The organism is Phyllobacterium sp. SL163 (assembly GCF_049896885.1).
GTDB lineage: Bacteria > Pseudomonadota > Alphaproteobacteria > Rhizobiales > Rhizobiaceae > Phyllobacterium > Phyllobacterium calauticae.
In genome coordinates, this window is the sequence record NZ_JAFCVE010000004.1 from 163,820 (window position 1) to 184,002 (window position 20,183).

Sequence of the window (20,183 nt, forward strand, 5' to 3'; positions counted from 1 at the left end):
GTTTCTTGTTCGTCCGTGTGGTTCGCAGAACGATGAACCGCTCCGGTCGAACGACCACAAAGGAGTAGTTCATGCCCGATTTTCCCGAGATTTATGATGTTGTGATTGCCGGCGCAGGCCCTGTCGGCCTGTTTCTCGCCTGCGAGCTGCGCCTCGCCGGCCTCTCGGTCCTGGTGCTGGAGCAAGCCGAGAACCCGCACTCCCCCCTGAAAGGGCTGCCGTTCGGCATGCGCGGCCTTTCCGCCCCCACCGTCGAAGCCTTCTATCGCCGCGGCCTGCTGGATGATATCCCGGCCAAGCAAAAAGAACCATCGGATGGCAACAGGACACCGGCTACGGCGCATTGGGTGCAACAGCCGCGCCGCGCGGGCGGCCATTTCGCCGGCATCCAGTTTTTCCAGGACACGATCGACACCTCAAAATGGCCCTATCGCCTGCCCGGCCCTGCCGCCGCCAATCTGGCCACCACCATGCAGCAGGTGGAATCCGTCCTTGCCGCCCGCGCTGACGCAATGGGCGTCGAGATCAGGCGCGGCCTCGGCGTGGAGCGTTTCGACCAGTCGAACGATGGCGTGACCGTTCATACCGGCGGCACCGCCTTTCACGCACGCTGGCTCGTCGGCTGCGATGGCGGGCGCAGCACCGTGCGCAAGGCTGGCGGTTTTACGTTCACCGGCACCGATCCCGAATTCACCGGCTATTCCGTAGAGGTCGAGATCGCTGATCCGGACATGCTTGCCCCCGGCCGTCAGTATACGCCGACGGGCATGTACACCTACCAGAAGCCCGGTACCATCGCGATGGTCGATTTCGACGGCGGCGTTTACCACCGGACCCGGCCGATCACGCTCGACCACGTGCAGGCGGTGCTGCGCCGCGTCTCCGGCACCAGCGTCACATTGACGGCGCTCACGCTTGCCACCACGTGGACGGACCGCGCCTGTCAGGCCACCGCCTACCGCAACGGACGGGTGCTGCTCGCCGGTGACGCTGCGCACATCCATTCCCCGCTCGGCGGACAGGGATTGAATCTCGGGCTTGGCGACGCGATGAACCTGGGATGGAAGCTCGCATCAACGATCCGCGGCACCGCGCCGTCCGGCCTGCTCGACAGTTATGAGAGGGAACGGCACCCGGTTGGAGCGCAGGTGCTTGACTGGTCGCGTGCCCAGGTCGCGCTCATGCGGCCGAGCCGCAGTTCCCGTGCGCTCGAAGCCATCATGCGTGATCTCATCGATACGCGCGATGGTGCAACCTACTTCGCCGAACGCGTCTGGGGCGTGTCGCTCCGCTACGATCTAGGGGACAGCCATCCGCTCGTCGGTCGCAGCGCGCCCGACTTCGAGCTGGCCGACGGGACGTTCCTTGGCGGGCATCTTGGAAGCGGGAAAGGCCTTCTCCTGGACTTTGACGCCGCTGCACCGCTTCAGGCGCTGGCACGCCGCTGGGGCGGCCGGATCGGCTATCTCGCACAAGATGCCAGAAACCGGCTTGGCCTGCGCACCGTGCTCATACGCCCTGACGGTATCGTCGCCTGGGCCGGTGCGACCGCTTCCGATCTGAAAGACCTTGCGCAGACCGCGGCGCAATGGTTCGGCGAGCCTGAATAGGCAGGTGAACGATACGTGGTGCGTGGTTCGACAAGCTCACCATGAGGAAAGTGGTTTGGTTGCAAAGCCAGTCACAGGCGTTGCAGAACATGACTCCCTGCAGCCCACGTCATCCCTCATGGTGAGCTTGTCGAACCACGCACGCTGTTGCTTGCCGTGGTCCTCACGCCGTCTGCAGCGCCTTCTCTCCGCCGAACATCTCGCGGTAGGCGGTGGGCGTTGTTGCCAGCTGCTGGCGAAAATGATGCCGCAGGGTGGCAGCCGTGCCGAACCCGGTGGTCTCGGCGATGATCTCGACCGAAAGCGCGGATTGCTCGAGCAGTTCCCGTGCCTTGGCCAGCCGTTCTGACAGCAGCCACTTAGCCGGCGTCGTGCCTGTAGCGGCCTCGAAGCGGCGCAGGAAGGTGCGCGGGCTCATGCCCGCCGCCTTGGCCAGCGTTGCAATGGAAAAATCCTGCCTGAGCTCGGTGCGCATCCGCTCGAGCAGCGGCGACAGCCTCTTCCCCTCATGCGGGGGCGGCACGGCCCGTTCGACGAACTGCGCCTGCCCGCCTTCACGGTGCGGCGCCACCACAAGCCGGCGCGCCACCTTGTTGGCGGCCTCGGTACCAAAATCCCGGCGGATCAGATGCAGGCAGAGGTCAATGCCCGCCGCGCTCCCGGCAGAGGTCAGGACGCTACCCTCATCCACGTAAAGCACGTTGGGCTCAACCGCGATATCCGGATAGCGCTCTGCCAGGAGATCGGCATAACGCCAATGCGTCGTCGCCCTGCGCCCGGCCAGGAGACCGGCGGCCGCCAGGACGAACACACCGGAGCAGATGGAGAGAATCCGCGCGCCATTGGCATGCGCCCGCCAAAGGGCCTGTGCCAAAGCGTCCGGCACTGCATGCTCGACACCGCGCCAGCCCGGCATGATGATGGTGCCTGCCTGTTCGAACAGGTCAAGCCCGCCATCGGCCAGAATGCGCACGCCGCCGGTGGCGCGCAATTCGCCCACCTCGATACTGGCGACGGCGAACCTGTACCAGTCATCGCCCATTTCCGGGCGCGGCAGTCCGAACATTTCGACGACCAGGCCGAACTCGAACGTGCAGAGCCCGTCATAAGCAACGGCGACAACCAGCGGATTCTCAAGGCGGGGGGCAAGGGATGCGTTTGACATGATATCGACGATATATGGCAATCTTGCCAACTACCAGTGCCTTGTTGCTTGCCTTACGAATTGGGCAGCAACACAGGAGAACGCCATGAGCTACGTTACCGAAACCCCTGCCGCCGCACCACAGATTGTCATCGAGCATTTTTCCCGGCGTCTCGCGCTTGAGACCGATTGTGCCGATGTGGCCGCATCGCTGAAGGCGGGCGAACAGGATTTTGTCCTCCTGCACGTGGTGGGAACACCGGCGGCCTATGAACGTCGCCATGTGCCGGGAGCCATCCATCTTCCGCATCGCGAGATCACCGCCGAGCGCATGGCCGCATGGCCCAACGATACGCTGTTCGTCGCCTATTGCGCCGGTCCACACTGCAATGGAGCCGATCAGGCGGCGCTGAAACTCGCAAGACTGGGACGCCCGGTGAAAATCATGATCGGCGGCATTACCGGCTGGGCCGACGAGGAACTCCCCTTCGCCACCGGCCCGGCAGCGGGCGAGCACAAAAAGGTCGCCTGAGTTTCCGGTTTAGATAACGGACAGCGTCCAGGTGACGATATCGCCTGCGGCGCTGTCAAACGCATGGTTCAGTGCGGTGACATAGGCCGCATTGCCCTGGCCGCTGACCGGCGATGTCGAGCGGAACACGCGGGTTGCGCGCACGGCGCCGTTCTTGTCATTGAGGATCTTGATGGCGATCTCGACAACGGCCGTTTCCTTGCCCGAAGCATCGATATCGAACGTGCGGATATTGCTGATCACCTGATAATCGATGGCAAGGCCTTCGCCGGGACGGCCGACACCGCCGAAGCGGCCCGAGCTCTCGAAGGCCTGCACGAGCCGCGTCTGCACGATGTTCGGCAGGCGGTCGGACCACTGTGCGCCCTTCAGGAACGAAATGGCGTTCGGTCCGGAGCGGACAACGACATTCTCGCCATCAAGCGCTTTGAGGGCCGATGGCGCGGCGATCAGGATCTGCCGGCTGCCATGTTTTCTGGATGAAGTGTCGGACAGCGACGGGCCGGACAGATCGAATGTATCAAGCTTCTTGGTTCCGGCGCAGGCGGAAACGGACAAAGCCATCAGCAGAGCGGCAATTGTCGTTCTTGAATTCACCAATGGTATCATCCCTGTCACGCAAAGCTTCACGATTCATTAACCTTCATGCGATGCAGCATCGTCAAAGTCAACGGCGCGTGCGACCGTCATACTCCGGCACATTGCCGCTGCCGCCGAAAATCACCCGCTGCGGATTCTTCTCAAGATCGCTGATCGCCCGCTCGATGCGCTGGACCGACTGGCGGCTCTCGGTGACGAGCGCCTGCACGTCGCGCAAGCCCTGTCCGGAGAAGCGGTTGAGGTTGTCCGTGATCGGGCCGAGCTTGGTGTTGAGATTGTCGGCGACCTCGCGGTAGGATTTGAGTGTGTTCTTGGCCTCGGCAACAACACTGCCGTCCCCGTCGGACACCAGATTGTCGACCTTGGCCAGGACGCCATCGACCCGGGCGGAAGCGGCATTCAGGCGCGTCATCATTTCACGCGCCTCGCGCACCACCGACTGCACGTCCTCGGCGCTCTGGCTGAACTTGTCGATCACATCGGAGTTCTTGGCCAGCGCATCGGTGAACTTCTTGGTGTTGTTGACCGTATCGACCAGCGGCCCCTTCACCTCGGTGATGAAACTTTCGATCGAGCTCATCGCCGTGTTGACGCGTTCGAGAATGTCCTGCGCCTTCTGCAGAAGGTTGTTGACCACCGACGGATCGGCATCGATACGCGCGACAGCGCCATCCTTGTCGGCTTCTTCAAGCAGATTGGGTTCATAGACCTTGCCGCCCTTAAGCTCCACGAAAGCCAGACCGGTCAGGCCGGTAAAGCCGAGGGTTGCCTGCGTCGAGCGGGTGATCGGTGTCGTGCTGTCAATTTCCGCGGTGGCGATCACCGCGTCAGGATTGGTCTTGTCGATATTCAGGCGCCGCACGGTGCCAACCTTGATGCCGTTGAACAGCACCTGGCTGCCCTCGGCCAGGCCGGTGACCGAACCGGCAATGCGGATTTCCAGCGTCGTCATTTCCTGCCTGTCGCCGTAGCGGGCGATCCAGTAGACGAAGACGAACGCCGCGACGCAAACCGCAAGCGTGAAAATCCCGACCAGAACGTAGTTGGCTTTGGTCTCCATCGATTATTCCACCTAACCCTGTTCCTTCAGCAACGGCCCGGATTGCCGGGCGCTTTGCACACGATCAGACTTTCGCCTGCTGCTGCCGTTCGGTACGATCTGGCGCGCGCGCTTGCCATGAAAATATTCCTGAACCCACGGGTCATCAAACGTCAGCATGTCGTCGATGGTTCCTTCCACAAGAACCCTTTTCTTACCCAATACCGCGATTCGGTCGCAAACGGCGAACAGGCTGTCGAGATCGTGCGTGACCATATAGACCGTCAAACCCATGGTATCGCGCAGATTTGCGATCAGTTCATCGAAATCCGCGGCACCGATGGGATCGAGCCCCGATGTCGGCTCATCGAGAAAGACGATGTCGGGATCGAGCGACAAAGCGCGGGCGAGCGCCGCACGCTTGATCATGCCGCCAGACAGTTCCGACGGAAATTTCTCCGCCGTATCCGGTTTCAATCCAACGAGATCGATCTTGAGGCGCGCCAGTTCGTCCATCAGGCTGTGCGGAATGTCGAGATATTCACGCATCGGCACCTGAATGTTCTCCAGAACCGTCAGCGACGAGAACAAGGCACCGTGCTGGAACAGGACGCCCATGCGCATGTCGACGCTGAGTTTTTCCTGTTCCGTTGCATGATCGATGTCATGGCCGAAAATGCTGATATTGCCGTGCTGTTTCTGATTGAGACCGAGGATCGTCCGCATGAGGACGGACTTGCCGGTCCCCGATGCGCCGACAAATCCCAGTATCTCGCCGCGATAAACGTCGAGATTCAGGTGCTCAAGCACCGATGAACGGCCGAAGGACACGCTGACATCCTTGACCGAAAGGATGATATCGCTGGGCTCCTGCTCTCTGCTCTGGCCGTTGTCTGTCGAATTCATTCGCCTCGGGCGTCCCTGGATCTGAAAATCAGTACATAAAGCTCTGCGGGCCTTGTTGCCATCCATGCCGCATAGAAATGGCGTCCCGTGACAGCAGAAGCACTTGAATTGTTTGCTCTATCGGTCAACATCCCCCACACATATCGAGTCTCGGACTTGATGTCACTGTAGCAATTAGAGCCTTTCCTGCTTAAACAGAACCAGTTCTGTTTCCCGGATGGCGAGACAACCCACGAGGAAGGTAGCGAGGCCGATGTTTACCCATCGGACGAAGCTGCCTGACAAAGTGGGTGTCCGCCAGCCGGAAACCCGAAGGGCCGGGTGAATTTGGCCCAATTCCATCGGGCTTCGGCGTCGCCCGATGGAAAGGCATCGGCCTTGCCAAACCCCTCGACCTTGAACCAAATTCCCTCCGGCAGAACGATTCTTTTTAAGCAGGAAAGGCTCTAAGGCGCACATAATGACTGTTATCATGGAGATTACCGTTGAACGTTGGCCCATTGCCGGAACGTTTACAATCTCGCGGGGTTCCAAGACGGAAGCAGCCGTGGTGGTTTGTACCCTGCGCGACGGACTGCACACGGGGCGCGGCGAATGCGTTCCCTATGCCCGCTATGGCGAAAGCCTCGATTCCGTCTGTGCCGAAATCGAAAAACTGCGCAGCGTGCTCGCCGCAGGGGCCAACCGGCACGATTTGCCCGGTTTGATCGGCGCCGGCGCGGCCCGCAATGCCGTCGATTGTGCGCTCTGGGATCTCGAAGCCAAACGGACCGGCCGGCGCATTGCCGATATCATCGGCTTGTCGCCGCTCAAAGCCCTCACCACGGCCGTGACCGTTTCCTTCGGCGATGCACAGACCATGGCTGCCTCGGCCCGCGCCCTGTCGGGCCGTCCGGTCATCAAGGTCAAGGTGGGCGGCGAGGATGACGAAGATCGCATTCGGGCCGTAGCGGAAGCTGCGCCCGACAGCCGCATCATTCTCGACGCCAATGAGGGCTGGACCGACCGGAATATCGTCCGGCACATGCTGGCCGCCGCAAAGGCGGGGGTCGTGCTTATCGAGCAGCCGCTCCCGGCTGGCAAGGACGGCATTCTCTCGACAATCCCCCACCCCGTCCCCCTGTGTGCCGACGAGAGCGCCCACGGTACGGACGATCTGCACACCCTCCTTGGTCGCTACGACAGCATCAACATCAAGCTCGACAAGACGGGCGGCCTGTCCGAGGCCCTGCGCATGCAGAAACGGGCGCGCGAACTCGGGTTCGGCATCATGGTCGGCTGCATGGTGGGCACGTCCCTGGCCATGGCGCCTGCCATCCTCGTCGCGCAGGACGCCGACTTCGTCGATCTCGACGGTCCGCTGATCCTGAAGGAGGACCGCCAGCCCGGCCTCGTCTTTGAAGGCAGCCGCGTCTCGCCACCGCAATCGGAGCTTTGGGGCTAGCGCTCGCGCTGCTCCAATCGAAGCGAAACATTGGCCAGGACAAGCCCGACTGCCGCCAGTGCCACCATGGCATAGAAGCCATAGATGCCGGTGGCGCTGTAAAGCGGTCCGGACACCATGGTGACGATGGCCAGCGACGTGCCGATGAAGAAGGTGGATATGCCCTGCGCCGTTCCACCTTTCTCCTCGGGAATGGTCATGGCGATCATTTTCTGCATGCCGAGGAAAGACAGGGCGAAGGAGAAGGCATGCAGGCTCTGCACGACGAAAAAGCCGGCGACGCCGAGACCGGCGGGCACGATCAGCGGGAAGACGGTCCAGCGGAATATGGCGACGGCTGAACCGATCATCAGCACCCTGGCCGGATGCAGGCGTCCGAAAACCCGGCGAAAGCAGGTGAACATGATCACCTCGGCCACCACGGCGATGGACCAGAGCGCGCCGATCACCGTCTCTTCAATGCCGATGGACTTCCAGTAGATGGCCGAAAAACTGTAGCCGTAGGCGTGGCTTGCCTGCGTGATCCCCGTGGCGATCAGGAAGGTCACGAACGCCGGGCGGCGCAGCGCCCTGCCTGCATCCGCCATGTCGATATCCGACAGCGGCGACAGGCGGCGCGGCTTGCCGATGCGCGGCACCACGAAGCTCATGCCGCATGCGGCTACCAGCGCCCCCAGCAGCACCGTCGGGATGATCCACTCGCCCGTGTGCTGGATCAGCACACCGCCGGCAAAGGAAGCCAGCAGGAACGCAATCGATCCCCAGACGCGCATTCTGGCAAAATCCGCGCCGTAGCGGCGCACGCCTGAAAGCGCAATCGTGTCGGCCAGCGGAACCTGCGATGTCCACGGTGCGGCAAGCACCAGCGACACGACCAGTATCCCGAAGAAATTGAACGGCAGAAAGTAGAACGCCGCAACGATCACCGCCAGAACGGTGGCAATGGTCAGGATATGCGCCCGGTCGCTGGATTGATCAGCCAGAATGGAAACCAGCGGCGCGGCGATGACGCGCACGAACAGCGGCATGGACAGGACGATCGATATTTCCGTCGGCGACAGCGAACGGAACTCCAGCCACAGGGGGAAATAGGGCAGATGCAGGCCGCTTGAGATGAAAATCGCGAAATAAGCCAGAGCCAGCCGAAACTCGAACCGAGATGGCTTGTCGTGAAAAGTGTCCGCAGTGGCGGCTGTCATGGAGGAACTTTCGGAGGATCGAGGAACGGCGCACGAATATATGAATAGCCGTATTCCGAAATACCATGATTTGGCCCAACTGCCTAGAAACGCTGAAGGTTTTCCAGCTCAATTATCATGAATACAGAAAATATAAATTAGCCGGCGGAGGCGATCCTCGCAGCGTTCGCTTCGTGGCCGAGCTGCGGCTTGGCACCGGCAATCGCCGTGAGAATATCCTCGAATATATCGGCGCAGGCTTCCCAGCTGAATCCCTGCAGGGTGGCATCGGGATCGACGCGACCCATGGCAAGTGCGCCCAGCGCAGCCTCCTGCAGGTCGGTTGACAGAACGCCTGCGCCCGTCGCACCGATGACATCCTTCGGGCCGGCCACCGGATAGGCCGCGACCGGCAGCCCGCAGGCAATCGCCTCCAGCAGCACCAGGCCGAACGTGTCGGTGCGACTGGGAAAAACAAACACATCGGCACCCGCATAGTGGCGGGCGAGTTCCTCGCCCTCCTTCTTGCCGGCGAACACGGCGTCGGGAAATTTGCGCTTCAGCTCATCCATATCCGGCCCGTCGCCGACGACAAGTTTTGTTCCCGGCAGATCCAGCGCCAGAAAGGCTTCAAGATTCTTTTCCGGCGCAACGCGGCCGACGCAGAGAAAGACGGGATGCGCGAGACCAAGATCGACATCCGCCTGCGGCCGGAACAGATCGCGGTCGACACCGCGCGTCCACACGCGCAGCGTGTCGAAGCCGCGCTCGGTCAGTTCCTCGTAGATGGACTGCGTCGGGACAAGGCAGGTCTCGGCGGCATTGTGGAACCGGCGCAGAAAGCCGTAGGTCCAGGCCAGCGGAATGGGCAGGCGCTCGCGCAGATATTCGGGAAAACGCGTATGAAAGCTGGTGGTAAAGCGCCACTTGTTCTTCAGGCAGGCGCGCCGCGCCATGATGCCGAGCGGGCCTTCCGTGGCGATATGCACGAAGGCGGGCTGCAGCGCCTCGATCCGGGCTTTCACCGCCGCAGGATAGGTCAATGCCAGGCGGATTTCCGGATAGGTGGGGCATGGCGCCGAAGGATAGTCCGCGGGTGAGATGATCGTCACCTCGACGCCCCGCGCCTCCATCTGCTCGCGCAATTGGGTCAGGGTGCGCACCACGCCATTGACCTGCGGATGCCAGGCATCGGAGACGATGACCAGCCGCTTCATCGGATCGATCTCTGCAGGAGACGCCATTCAGGCTGCATTCGCCGCCTTGGGACGCTTGTCCTCGAGTTTGACGACAGGCGCAAAGCCCGCCTTCTCCCCGATCAGATGCGTCCAGGAGATGAGTTCCATCTTGCCGTCATGATGTTCGACAATGGCGGTGCAGCTTTCAACCCAGTCGCCGGTGTTGATGTATTCGATGCCGTCGATTTCTTCGATGGTGGCGTGGTGGATATGGCCGCAGATGACGCCGTCGGCGCCGATGCGCCGGGCCTCGTCGGAAACGACAGTCTGGAAGGAACCGATGAAGTTGACGGCCTTCTTCACCCGGAATTTCGCCCAGGCGGAGAACGACCAGTAGCGCAGCCCGAGCATGCGCCGCACCTTGTTCATGATGGTGTTGATGGCCAGCGCCGCATCATAGGCCCAGTCGCCGAGATAGGCGATGTGGCGGGCATTGCGCACGACGACGTCGAACTGGTCGCCGTGGATCACGAGAAATTTACGGCCGTCAGCCGTTTCGTGCATCGTGCGGTCCATGACCTCGATACCGCCGAAATGCGTGCCTTGGAAATCGCGCAGGAATTCATCGTGGTTGCCGGCGATGTAGAGGATGCGCGCGCCCTTGCGGCTCTTGCGCAGGAGTTTCTGCACGATGTCGTTGTGCTCCTGCGGCCAGTGCCAGCTGCGGCGCAGACGCCATCCATCAACGATATCGCCGACCAGATAGATCGTATCCGCATCGTGATACTTCAGAAAGTCCAGGAGGAAGGTCGCCTTGGCGCCTTTGGAACCAAGATGCACATCGGACAAAAAGAGCGTGCGAAACTTACGTGTCTCTGGCTCAACCATGAGGCTGATCTCCGTTCAGCGCCGGTACGCATCGGTACCTCTGGTCTGACAGAAACCTGATTCATGTCACAGTCTTATGACGCCGCTAAAAAGTCTATGGTTTCCTGCGATAAACACTTGTAACAAAATGGACTTCATTTATGGCTCTTCGTGTCATTTATGCATGCTAAAAAGATTGAATCGCAAATCCCAAGTTGCGACCAGCCAATTTCCGGAGGATATTATCCATGGCCAAGGACAATTCGCCCAACCAGTCCGACCTCGAAGAAAGCGCCCTGTTTTACCACCGCTTTCCTCAGCCGGGTAAACTGGAAATCCAGGCGACGAAGCCGCTTGGAAATCAGCGCGATCTTGCCCTTGCCTATTCCCCCGGTGTCGCCGCGCCCTGCCTGGCCATTCATGAAAACCCCGCTACAGCCGCCGATTATACCAGCCGCGCCAATCTCGTCGCCGTCATCTCCAACGGCACTGCCGTCCTTGGCCTTGGCAATATCGGCCCCCTCGCCTCCAAGCCGGTGATGGAAGGCAAAGCGGTTCTCTTCAAGAAATTCGCCGACATCGACGTCTTCGACATCGAGATCGACGCGCAGGAGATCAACAAGATCGTCGATGTCGTTGCCGCGCTCGAACCCACCTTTGGCGGCATCAACCTCGAGGACATCAAGGCGCCGGAATGCTTTGACGTGGAGGAAATCCTCCGTTCCAAGATGAACATTCCGGTGTTCCATGACGACCAGCACGGCACGGCGATCATCGTCGCCGCTGCCATCCTCAACGGCATGGAGCTGGCCGGCAAGGATCTGTCCAAGGTCAAGATCGTGGCGTCCGGCGCCGGTGCGGCAGCGCTCGCCTGCCTCAACCTTCTGGTCAAGCTCGGCGCCAACCGCAAGAACATCTGGGTCTGCGATCTCGACGGCGTCGTCTATGACGGACGCAACACGCTGATGGACCGCTGGAAATCCGTCTATGCCCAGAAGACCGATGCGCGCGTGCTGGCCGATGTCATCGGCGGTGCCGACGTGTTCCTCGGCCTGTCCGCGGCAGGTGTCCTGAAGCCGGAACTTTTGAAGCAGATGGCGCCGAACCCGCTGATCATGGCGCTGGCAAATCCCAATCCGGAAATCATGCCGGAAGACGCACGCGCCGCACGCCCCGACGCCATGATCTGCACAGGACGTTCCGATTTCCCCAACCAGGTCAACAACGTCCTCTGCTTCCCCTATATTTTCCGCGGCGCGCTGGATTGCGGCGCACGGGCGATCAATGAGGAAATGAAGATGGCGGCGGTCAAGGCCATCGCGGCGCTCGCCCGCGAGGAGCCATCGGATGTGGCGGCTCGCGCCTATTCCGGCGAAACGCCGACCTTCGGCCCCAATTATCTCATTCCCTCGCCGTTCGATCCGCGCCTGATCCTGCGCATCGCGCCGGCAGTGGCCAAGGCGGCCATGGAAACCGGCGTTGCCGACCGCCCCATCGAGGATTTCGAGGTCTATCTCGACAAGCTGAACCGCTTTGTCTTCCGCTCCGGCCTGATCATGAAGCCGATCTTCACCGCAGCGCGGACTGCCGAGAAGAAACGGGTGATCTATTCCGACGGCGAAGACGAGCGGGTTCTGCGCGCGGCACAGGTGGTGCTTGAGGAAGGCACGGCGATCCCGACGCTGATCGGCCGCCCGCAGGTCATCGAGACACGTCTCAAGCGCTATGGCCTGAAGATCAAGCTCGGCACCGATTTTGACATCATCAATCCGGAAGACGATCCGCGCTACCGCGACTATGTCGACCTTCTGGTGAACCTGACCGGCCGGCGCGGCACCACGCCGGAAGTCGCACGCACCATGGTCCGCGCCAGCGGCACGGTGATTGCAGCGCTGGCCATCATGCGCGGCGAAGCCGATGCCATGATCTGCGGTCTGGAAGGCCGGTTCGAGCGCCATCTGCGCAATGTCGACCAGATCATCGGCAAGCTCGAAGGCATCCGCAATTTCTCCGCACTCAGCCTTTTGATTTCACAGCGCGGTGTGCTGTTCCTGACCGATACCTATGTCAGCATCGATCCGACAGCCGAAGAGATTGCGGAAAAGACGGTTCTGGCCGCCAACGAAATCCGCCGCTTCGGCATCGAGCCCAAGGCCGCCCTGCTCTCGCACTCCAACTTCGGTTCGCGCGATTCCGAAAGTGCCGCCAAGATGCGCGCCGCTTCGGAAATCCTGCGCTCCAAGGCACCGGACCTGGAACAGGATGGCGAAATGCATGGCGATTCCGCCCTGTCGGAAATCCTGCGCGAACGTGTGCTGCCGCATTCCCGTTTGAGCGGCGAAGCCAACCTTCTGGTCTTCCCCAATCTCGATGCGGCCAACATCACGCTCAACGTCGTAAAGACGGTCACCGACGCACTGCATGTCGGGCCCATTCTGCTCGGCGCCGCCAAGCCTGTGCATATTCTGACGCCGTCGGTGACATCGCGCGGTATCGTCAACATGACGGCTCTGGCCGTGGTTGAGGCGTCACAGCGCCTGGAATAGCGCGCTGCCGTCTTATTGCTGCCGCACGTTCATGGATGGTTCAGGCGCAGTCAGCCAGGTAGGCTGCGCATGATCTTGCAGGACTAGACCATATGAAACGGTTCATACACTTCGCGGCACTCGCCATGGGCACGCTGCTGTTGTCAACACAACTGGCAGCGGCCCAGTCGGACGTTTGCAGCCGCATGGAACAGCGTCTGCGCGAACTCGACAATGATTTCGTCACCGACGAGTATGAGCTGAACCTGCGCCGCGACCGGGTGGAAGCTGCCATGGACGCCAACAATTGCTCGGCATCCTACGAGCCTGACCGCGAAGTCTTGCCGCGCGAAGTCGAACCGCGCGACGGGGAGCCCCGGCGTCGCCCCTATGAAGTCCTCGGAGGCCAGCGGCCGCTGGAAAACGAGCCGCTGGAAAGCACCGCGCCGGTCTACGGCGGACAATATCAGACGCTCTGCGTGCGCACCTGCGACGGCTATTATTTCCCCATTTCCTACGCGACGGGCGCGGAGAATTTCCACCGCGACGAAGCGCAGTGCCAGGCGCAATGCCCGGGCGCGAAACTGTTCTATCATTCGACCAACGGTGAAACCGTCGATCAGATGATTTCCCTGCGCGGCCAGGCCTATACGGATATGCCCAACGCGTTCAAATTCAGGAAAGTCGGCGCCAATGGCACGCCGCAATGCTCCTGCCAGCGCACGGCGGGCAATTACACCACGCTTGGAAATCCCAAGGAAATAGCCCGGCAACCAGCGCCGAAACCGGCGCCAGCGCAAACACAGCCAGCACTCAAACCGGCGGAACCGATCAAACCTGTCGAGCCAGTCAAGGCCGAACCATTGCCATCGGCCGAGCCGGCGAAAAACCCCGAACCGAACAAGCCAGCGGCACCGGCCGAGGCCAAGGCCGAACCGGCTGCGCCTGTGATAGAGCCGGAGAAAAAACCGTCATCGATTATTCAGCTGGGGACACCCGCCGTGCCGAAAGTCGAAGCGGAACAACCGAAACCGCTGTCACCGGACAAGCCGATCGATCCCAACCGCAAGGTCAGGGTCGTCGGGCCAACGTTCCTTCCCGACCAAGAAGGGGCAGTAAATCTGCGAGCTCCGGACCAGAAGCCAGCCCGGTAAGGGCAATGCGCAGGGGCATGAACAACGGCTTGCCCTTGCGTCCGCTCTGAACCTTCACCGCTTCCGTCCACTGCTTCCAGGTCTCGCGGCTCCACGGCTCCTGCGGCAACACGTCAAAAGCCGCCGCAACGAAATCATGGTCCTCTTCGGCAAGGACTTCGTCACTGACGGGACCGTCCTGGACGATCTTCCACCACAGCGCCGCATCGGCGACGCGCGTGAGATTGCCGCGCACCGCAAGCCAGAAGGCTTCGGCCTTGTCTCCTGTTATCCCCATGTCCCGCAGGCGTTCTTCAGCCACGTCGAACGGCATGGCGTGGATCAGCGTGCGGTTCAGCGTATCGAGTTCCGCCGGATCGAATTTCGAGGATGATTTCGATGTTGCCTTCGGATCGAAGATTGCGGCGAGCGATGCCATGTCGGGCATGGCGACCACATTCTCCGACGTTCCCGTCAGCACGGCGAGGCTGACCACGGCCATCGGCTCATAGCCGTCGCGGCGCAGGCTGCCGACGGACAGGGCGCCGGTGCGCTTGGACAAGCCCTCGCCCGACACCGTCGTCAGCAGATTGTGATGGCCAAGTGCCGGCGTTTTCGCACCGAGCGCTTCGAAAATGGAAATCTGCACGCCGCTGTTGGTGACGTGATCGTCGCCGCGGATGATGTGCGTGATGCCCATGTCGATATCGTCGACCACGGAGGTCAGCGTGTAGAGATAGGTGCCGTCTTCGCGCACCAGCACCGGATCGGAAAGCGATGCGAGATCGACGGTCTCTTCGCCGCGCACGATATCATCCCAGTGGACAATAGTGCGCGCAGGCGCGAACGGATCGTCCTTGAAGTTCGGCAGCAGGAAACGCCAGTGCGGACGATGTCCCTCGGCTTCCAGCTTCGCGCGATCCTCCGCCGTCAGTTTCAGCGCATCGCGGCCATAGACCGGCGGCAGGCGGCGCGCGAGCCGCAGCTTGCGCTTGCGTTCGAGCTCTTCCGGGGTCTCGTAGCAGGGATAAAGCACGCCAGCCGCTTTCAGCTTTTCGACAGCCGCATCGTAGAAGGCAAAGCGTTTCGACTGGTATTCCACCCGCACCGGCTTGATGCCAAGCCAATCAATATCAGCCGCGGTCGCTTCGGCATATTCGGTCTTCGAGCGCTCCACGTCGGTGTCATCGAAGCGCAGGATCAGTTGGCCATTGTGTTTCAGCGCGAACAGCCAGTTGAACAGGGCTGTGCGCGTGTTGCCGATGTGGATATAGCCGGTCGGAGATGGTGCAAAACGGACGGTGATGGTCATGCTTCGGGCATATCGGAACGACGCGTGAAGATCAATATGCGGACCATGAGGAGGTACGTTGCAAGACCGTCATGCGTCCTTCGACAAGCTCAGGATGAGGGAGACGGAAGGGTTGCAAGGCAATTGACGAAAGTCACAAAACCTCCGCTCCCTGCAAATCTCCAGCCTCCCTCATGGTGAGCCTGTCGAACCACGCACAATGATCACGCCAGCATTCTAGCCGTCATTGAGAACAAGACCCTTGGTCAGTTCCAGCGCCTGCCGTTCGAACAGGCTGCGGTAGATGCCGCCGTTCAGGCGGATCAGGGCTTCGTGGTTGCCCTCTTCCGCAATCCGGCCATGGTCGAAGACCAGCAGCCGGTCGAGCGCCCGCACGGTGGACAGCCGGTGCGCGATCACCAGGGTCGTCCGGCCCAGCATCAGCCGTTCCATGGCCTGCTGGATCAGCACTTCCGATTCCGAATCGAGGCTCGACGTTGCCTCATCCAGGATCAGAACCGGCGCATCCGCGAGGAAAGCCCGGGCAATGGCCACGCGCTGACGCTCGCCACCGGACAGCTTCACACCGCGTTCACCCACCAGCGTGCCATAGCCCTTCGGCAGGGCCATGATGAAGTCATGCGCGCTGGCCTGCCGGGCCGCTTCCTCGACCTCGCTTTGCGTGGCTGTCGGCCGCGCATAGGCGATGTTCTCGGCCAGCGTCCGGTGGAACAGGATCGGCTCCTGCTGCACGATGGCAATCTGCTGGCGCAGCGATGCCTGGGTGACGGTGGAAATATCCTGACCGTCGATCAGGATGTGCCCCGCCTTCACGTCGTGCAGGCGCTGGATCAGCTTGACGAACGTCGTCTTGCCCGAACCGGAGTGGCCGACAAGGCCGACGCGCTCACCCGCCCGGATCGTCACCGAGAACCGGTCATAGAGCGGTGCCCGATGCGCCCCGTAGTGGAACGTCACATTGTCGAACACGATCTTGCCATTGGTGATCTGGATCGGCTTGGCGCCGGGCCGGTCATCAATGCCGAGCGGCTGACTCTGGATGTCAACAAGCTCTTCCATATCGTTGATCGAACGCTGCAAATTGCGGATGTGCATGCCGACTTCCCGCAGGTAGCCCTGCAGGATGAAGAACGACGTCAGCACGAAGGTGATGTCACCCGCACTCGCCTGCCCCTTGGACCACAGCCACAGGGCAAAGCCGATGACCGATGCCCGCAGGATGAGCAGCAGCGAGCCCTGTGTCGTTCCGTTGCGGGTACCGCGGATCCACGTGCGCCGCGTCCGGTCCTGCCACTTGGCAAGAACTTTCAGCAGCCGTGCATCCTCGCGCTTTTCCGCGCCGAAACCCTTCACAACCATGTTGCAGCTGACCGCATCGGCCAGCGAACCGCCGAGCTTGGTATCCCAGCGATTGGCAAGGCTCGCCATCGGCGCGACATAGCCGAGCGACATCGCCACCGTCACGCCGACGAACACGAGGGATCCCAGGCCGATGATGACACCCATCATGGGCCAGTACCAGGCCATCAGCACGGTCGAGCCGACAAGCATGACAACGGACGGAAACAAGGCTACCAGCAGCGTATCGTTCAGCAGGTCGAGCGCCCACATGCCGCGCGTGATCTTGCGCACCGTCGAGCCGGCAAAGCTGTTCGCATGCCAGTCCGTCGAGAAGCGCTGGACACGGAAAAAGGCGCCGGAGGCAATCTCCGACATCATTTTCAACGTCAGCTTGACGATCGTCATGAAGGTGACGTGCCGCAGGATGATGGCACCCAGCGACAGGGCCATCAGGGTCCAGAACGCGGCCATCGCCGCATCCCAGGCAATCGCATCCGTTGCCGCGCCATTGACCACCGCGTCGACCAGCCGCCCCGAATAGAGCGGCGTCAGCACGTCGGCCAGTGTCGAGAGCAGCACTGCACCAAGAATAAGAGCCAGACGCACCGGCTGCTTCTGCCAGTGAATCCAGGTGAATCCGAGAACGCTGCGGAAGGCTCCGCCGCGCAAGGCGTTACGTAAAAATGCCATGACGATCGTCCGGTGCCAAAACGCACCGGCCTCAAATATGAATTTCAGACGAGAATGCCGCGCAACAGAACGAGGGAATCAATGCGGCACAATTGGCTTGGCGACTTGCCTGAATACAGGAAAGGCCAATATCGGCGATGAGTGTTCTTGACCGGTGAAGTCAATTGAAAAGCCCTGGGGCTTTTCATCATCACATGTCAGGAACGGACGCCGCCCCGAGGGGACATTGAAACAGCTGCCATTCTAAACCTCCCGGGCTTGATTGCCGGAGAGATGGCTTATAGGTGAATCGCAATCACGCGCCAAGCGCCTATTTTTTGTGCAGCCACTTTTCGAAATAAAGTGAGGCGCGATTGCAACACTAGACTTTAGTCGCAGTCAAAAACGACGATTGCGGGACGACCCGTGCGTGGTTCGACAAGCTCACCATGAGGGATGGAGAGGATTGCAGCGTGTTATATCCTGCACCCTTTGCGATTGGCATTGCAGCCAAATCACCTCCCTCATGGTGAGCTTGTCGAACCACGCACCCGACACATGCAATCAGCCCTATCCCCGATCACGGAACTTGTTGGTGATGGGATAACGCCGGTCGCGGCCGAAATTCTTCCGCGTCACCTTCACACCCGGCGCGGACTGCCGGCGCTTGTATTCGGCGAGATAGAGCAGGTGTTCGATCCGCTCCACCGTCTTGCGCTCATGGCCGCGCTCGACGATCTCGTCCACGCCCATCTCGTTCTCGACGAGGCATTCGAGAATGTCATCGAGCACCGGATAGGGCGGCAGCGAATCCTGATCCGTCTGGTTCTCGCGCAATTCGGCGGAAGGCGCCTTGCTGATGATGTTTTCCGGGATGACGATACCCGATGGACCGAGGCCGCCGGCGGGCACATTCCGGTTGCGCCATTCCGACATGGCGTAGACCTGCATCTTGTAGATGTCCTTGATCGGATTGTAGCCGCCGTTCATGTCGCCATAGAGCGTGGCATAGCCCACCGACATTTCCGATTTGTTGCCCGTCGTGACCACCATCGAACCGAACTTGTTGGAGATTGCCATCAGGATCGTGCCACGGGCCCGGCTTTGCAGATTTTCTTCGGTGATGCCCTCTTTCGTCCCTTCGAATGTCGGCCCGAGCGCTTTCAGAAAGCCTTCCACCGGCTCGAAGATCGGCACGATGTCGTAGCGACAGCCCAGCGCCTTGGCGCAGTCTTCCGCATCTTTCAGCGAATCCTTCGATGTATAGGTATAGGGCATCATCACGGCGCGCAGCCGCTCCTCGCCCAGCGCGTCGACAGCCAGCGCCGCGCAGATCGCCGAGTCAATGCCGCCGGAAAGCCCGAGGACCACATCCTTGAAGCCGTTCTTGTTGACGTAATCGCGCAGGCCCAGCATGCAGGCGCGATACTGCGCCTCCTCGCCCTCGGGGATTTTCGACATGGGGCCTTCCGAGCAGGACCACCCGCCCGTGCTGCGCCGCCACGTGGTGACAACAAGTTGTTCCTCGAACTGCGACATCTGGAACGCGATGTTCTTGTCCGGATTGAACGCAAACGAAGCACCGTCGAAAATCAGATCGTCCTGACCGCCGAGCTGGTTGGCGAAAATCAGCGGTAAACCGGTTTCGATCACCTGGCGCAGCACCACCTGATGGCGCACATCCACCTTGCCGTTGTAATAGGGCGAGCCATTGGGCACGCAGAGTATCTCCGCGCCGCTCTCGGCCAGTGTCTCGCACACGCCGAGGTCGCCCCAGATATCCTCGCAGATCGGAATGCCGATGCGGATGCCGCGGAAATTCACCGGCCCCGGCATCGGCCCCTGCTGGAACACCCGCTTCTCGTCGAACTCGCCATAGTTGGGCAGATCGACCTTGAAGCGTTCCGCAATCACCTTGCCGCCATCCAGCACCATGACCGAATTGTGCAGGCCGCTCTCGCGCCGCAGCGGCGTACCGATAATCACCCCCGGTCCGCCATCCGATGTGTCGGCCGCAAATTCTATTGCCGCCTTTTCGCAGGCTTCGATGAAGGCTGTCTTCAGCACCAGATCTTCCGGCGGATAGCCTGAGATAAACAGCTCCGTGAACAGGATGAGATCGGCGCCCTGCCGCGCGGCGTCGGCCCGTGCTTCACGCGCTTTTGCCAGATTACCCTTGATGTCACCCAGGACAGGATTGAGCTGGGCGATGGCGATACGGAGGATGTCGGGATTTTTGCTCATATTGAACATATATCATTTCGCTGGAGATTAAACAATGCGACTCACACGCGGTTTCAGGAAAGAAATACGTGCCATAGCGTATAGAACCAGACGATGGCGACGAGAACAACCGAGATCAGCACAGCCAGCGATCCGCAATCCTTGGCGATCTGGATGTCGCGCTGGAAATCCCGTGACACGGCGTTGCACGCCGCTTCAATGCCGGTGTTCAGCACCTCGATCATGATCAGGATAAGCACCGAGCCGGTCAGGACCAGGAAAACCAGCACGGATGGCGCAATCGCTGCCGCGACGGGAATCGAGAGGATGAAAAGGATGAGTTCCTGCTGAACCGCCTTTTCATGCACCGCCAGGTGCCTGAGCGCGCGCATGGAATTGACGAATGCCAGTATTAGCCGCTGCATGGTTTGCTCCCGTCCGTCCGTAACGGCAGCTATAAAGCCAGATCGGGCGGCGTCAAT

The 20,183-nt window shown here is 61.0% G+C and carries 16 protein-coding genes; 5 read left to right on the forward strand and 11 right to left on the reverse strand.

Annotation, left to right across the window (positions count from 1 at the left end; translation table 11 throughout):
* Nucleotides 1-71 precede the first annotated feature (71 nt).
* A complete protein-coding gene (locus ACP7B1_RS10590) occupies nt 72-1,610 on the forward strand; it encodes an FAD-dependent monooxygenase (RefSeq protein WP_346308033.1) in 1,539 nt (512 codons plus the stop codon).
* Nucleotides 1,611-1,773: 163 nt separating this feature from the next.
* Here the strand turns inward: ACP7B1_RS10590 and ftrA are convergent, their stop codons facing one another.
* The gene (gene ftrA, locus ACP7B1_RS10595; protein WP_426136911.1) at nt 1,774-2,775 is read right to left on the reverse strand and encodes a transcriptional regulator FtrA; all 1,002 of its coding nucleotides are present in this window, start codon (nt 2,773-2,775) and stop codon (nt 1,774-1,776) included.
* Between the two features lie 85 nt (nt 2,776-2,860).
* Here ftrA and ACP7B1_RS10600 point away from each other — a divergent pair, with 85 nt between their 5' ends.
* Nucleotides 2,861-3,286: a rhodanese-like domain-containing protein gene (locus tag ACP7B1_RS10600; protein ID WP_346308032.1), complete on the forward strand. Its 426-nt coding sequence runs from the start codon at nt 2,861-2,863 to the stop codon at nt 3,284-3,286.
* Nucleotides 3,287-3,295: 9 nt separating this feature from the next.
* Here ACP7B1_RS10600 and ACP7B1_RS10605 read toward each other — a convergent pair whose 3' ends face one another.
* From ACP7B1_RS10605 to ACP7B1_RS10615, 3 genes are read right to left on the reverse strand one after another with little or no spacing between them, the layout of a single operon-like run.
* A complete protein-coding gene (locus ACP7B1_RS10605) occupies nt 3,296-3,895 on the reverse strand; it encodes an ABC-type transport auxiliary lipoprotein family protein (protein ID WP_426136934.1) in 600 nt (199 codons plus the stop codon).
* 58 nt (nt 3,896-3,953) lie between these two features.
* Nucleotides 3,954-4,946, reverse strand: a complete 993-nt coding sequence (locus ACP7B1_RS10610) for an MlaD family protein (RefSeq protein WP_346308030.1) — start codon at nt 4,944-4,946, stop codon at nt 3,954-3,956.
* Between the two features lie 12 nt (nt 4,947-4,958).
* The gene (locus ACP7B1_RS10615) at nt 4,959-5,831 is read right to left on the reverse strand and encodes an ABC transporter ATP-binding protein (protein WP_288192495.1); all 873 of its coding nucleotides are present in this window, start codon (nt 5,829-5,831) and stop codon (nt 4,959-4,961) included.
* A 460-nt stretch (nt 5,832-6,291) separates the two neighbouring features.
* Between ACP7B1_RS10615 and dgcA the strand changes: the two genes are divergently transcribed.
* Nucleotides 6,292-7,275 carry an N-acetyl-D-Glu racemase DgcA gene (gene dgcA, locus ACP7B1_RS10620; protein WP_346308029.1) on the forward strand — a complete coding sequence of 328 codons (984 nt, stop codon included), beginning with the start codon at nt 6,292-6,294 and terminating at the stop codon, nt 7,273-7,275.
* On the opposite strand, the gene ACP7B1_RS10625 is transcribed toward dgcA, so the two are convergent.
* From ACP7B1_RS10625 to ACP7B1_RS10635, 3 genes are all read right to left on the reverse strand, one after another.
* Nucleotides 7,272-8,474: an MFS transporter gene (locus tag ACP7B1_RS10625; RefSeq protein ID WP_346308028.1), complete on the reverse strand. Its 1,203-nt coding sequence runs from the start codon at nt 8,472-8,474 to the stop codon at nt 7,272-7,274. The two genes, dgcA and ACP7B1_RS10625, sit on opposite strands and share 4 nt — an antisense overlap.
* A 137-nt stretch (nt 8,475-8,611) precedes the next feature.
* Nucleotides 8,612-9,670, reverse strand: coding sequence for a glycosyltransferase family 4 protein (locus ACP7B1_RS10630; protein ID WP_223613477.1), 1,059 nt, complete (start codon nt 9,668-9,670; stop codon nt 8,612-8,614).
* Between the two features lie 27 nt (nt 9,671-9,697).
* Complete coding sequence (locus ACP7B1_RS10635) at nt 9,698-10,519, reverse strand: UDP-2,3-diacylglucosamine diphosphatase (RefSeq protein WP_223612928.1); 822 nt, start codon at nt 10,517-10,519, stop codon at nt 9,698-9,700.
* Between the two features lie 227 nt (nt 10,520-10,746).
* Between ACP7B1_RS10635 and ACP7B1_RS10640 the strand changes: the two genes are divergently transcribed.
* Entirely contained in the window at nt 10,747-13,044 is a 2,298-nt protein-coding gene (locus ACP7B1_RS10640; RefSeq protein ID WP_346308027.1) for an NADP-dependent malic enzyme, read from the forward strand.
* 92 nt (nt 13,045-13,136) lie between these two features.
* Entirely contained in the window at nt 13,137-14,177 is a 1,041-nt protein-coding gene (locus tag ACP7B1_RS10645) for a DUF2865 domain-containing protein (protein ID WP_346308026.1), read from the forward strand.
* Here ACP7B1_RS10645 and gltX read toward each other — a convergent pair.
* From gltX to ACP7B1_RS10665, 4 genes are all read right to left on the reverse strand, one after another.
* A complete protein-coding gene (gene gltX / locus ACP7B1_RS10650) occupies nt 14,095-15,468 on the reverse strand; it encodes a glutamate--tRNA ligase (RefSeq protein WP_346308025.1) in 1,374 nt (457 codons plus the stop codon). The genes ACP7B1_RS10645 and gltX overlap by 83 nt on opposite strands.
* Nucleotides 15,469-15,684: 216 nt before the next feature.
* Nucleotides 15,685-17,499, reverse strand: a complete 1,815-nt coding sequence (locus ACP7B1_RS10655) for an ABC transporter ATP-binding protein (RefSeq protein WP_346308024.1) — start codon at nt 17,497-17,499, stop codon at nt 15,685-15,687.
* A gap of 549 nt (nt 17,500-18,048) precedes the next feature.
* A complete protein-coding gene (locus tag ACP7B1_RS10660) occupies nt 18,049-19,722 on the reverse strand; it encodes an NAD+ synthase (RefSeq protein WP_346305027.1) in 1,674 nt (557 codons plus the stop codon).
* Between the two features lie 53 nt (nt 19,723-19,775).
* Nucleotides 19,776-20,126, reverse strand: coding sequence for a diacylglycerol kinase (locus tag ACP7B1_RS10665; RefSeq protein WP_346305026.1), 351 nt, complete (start codon nt 20,124-20,126; stop codon nt 19,776-19,778).
* Between the last annotated feature and the right edge of the window lie 57 nt (nt 20,127-20,183).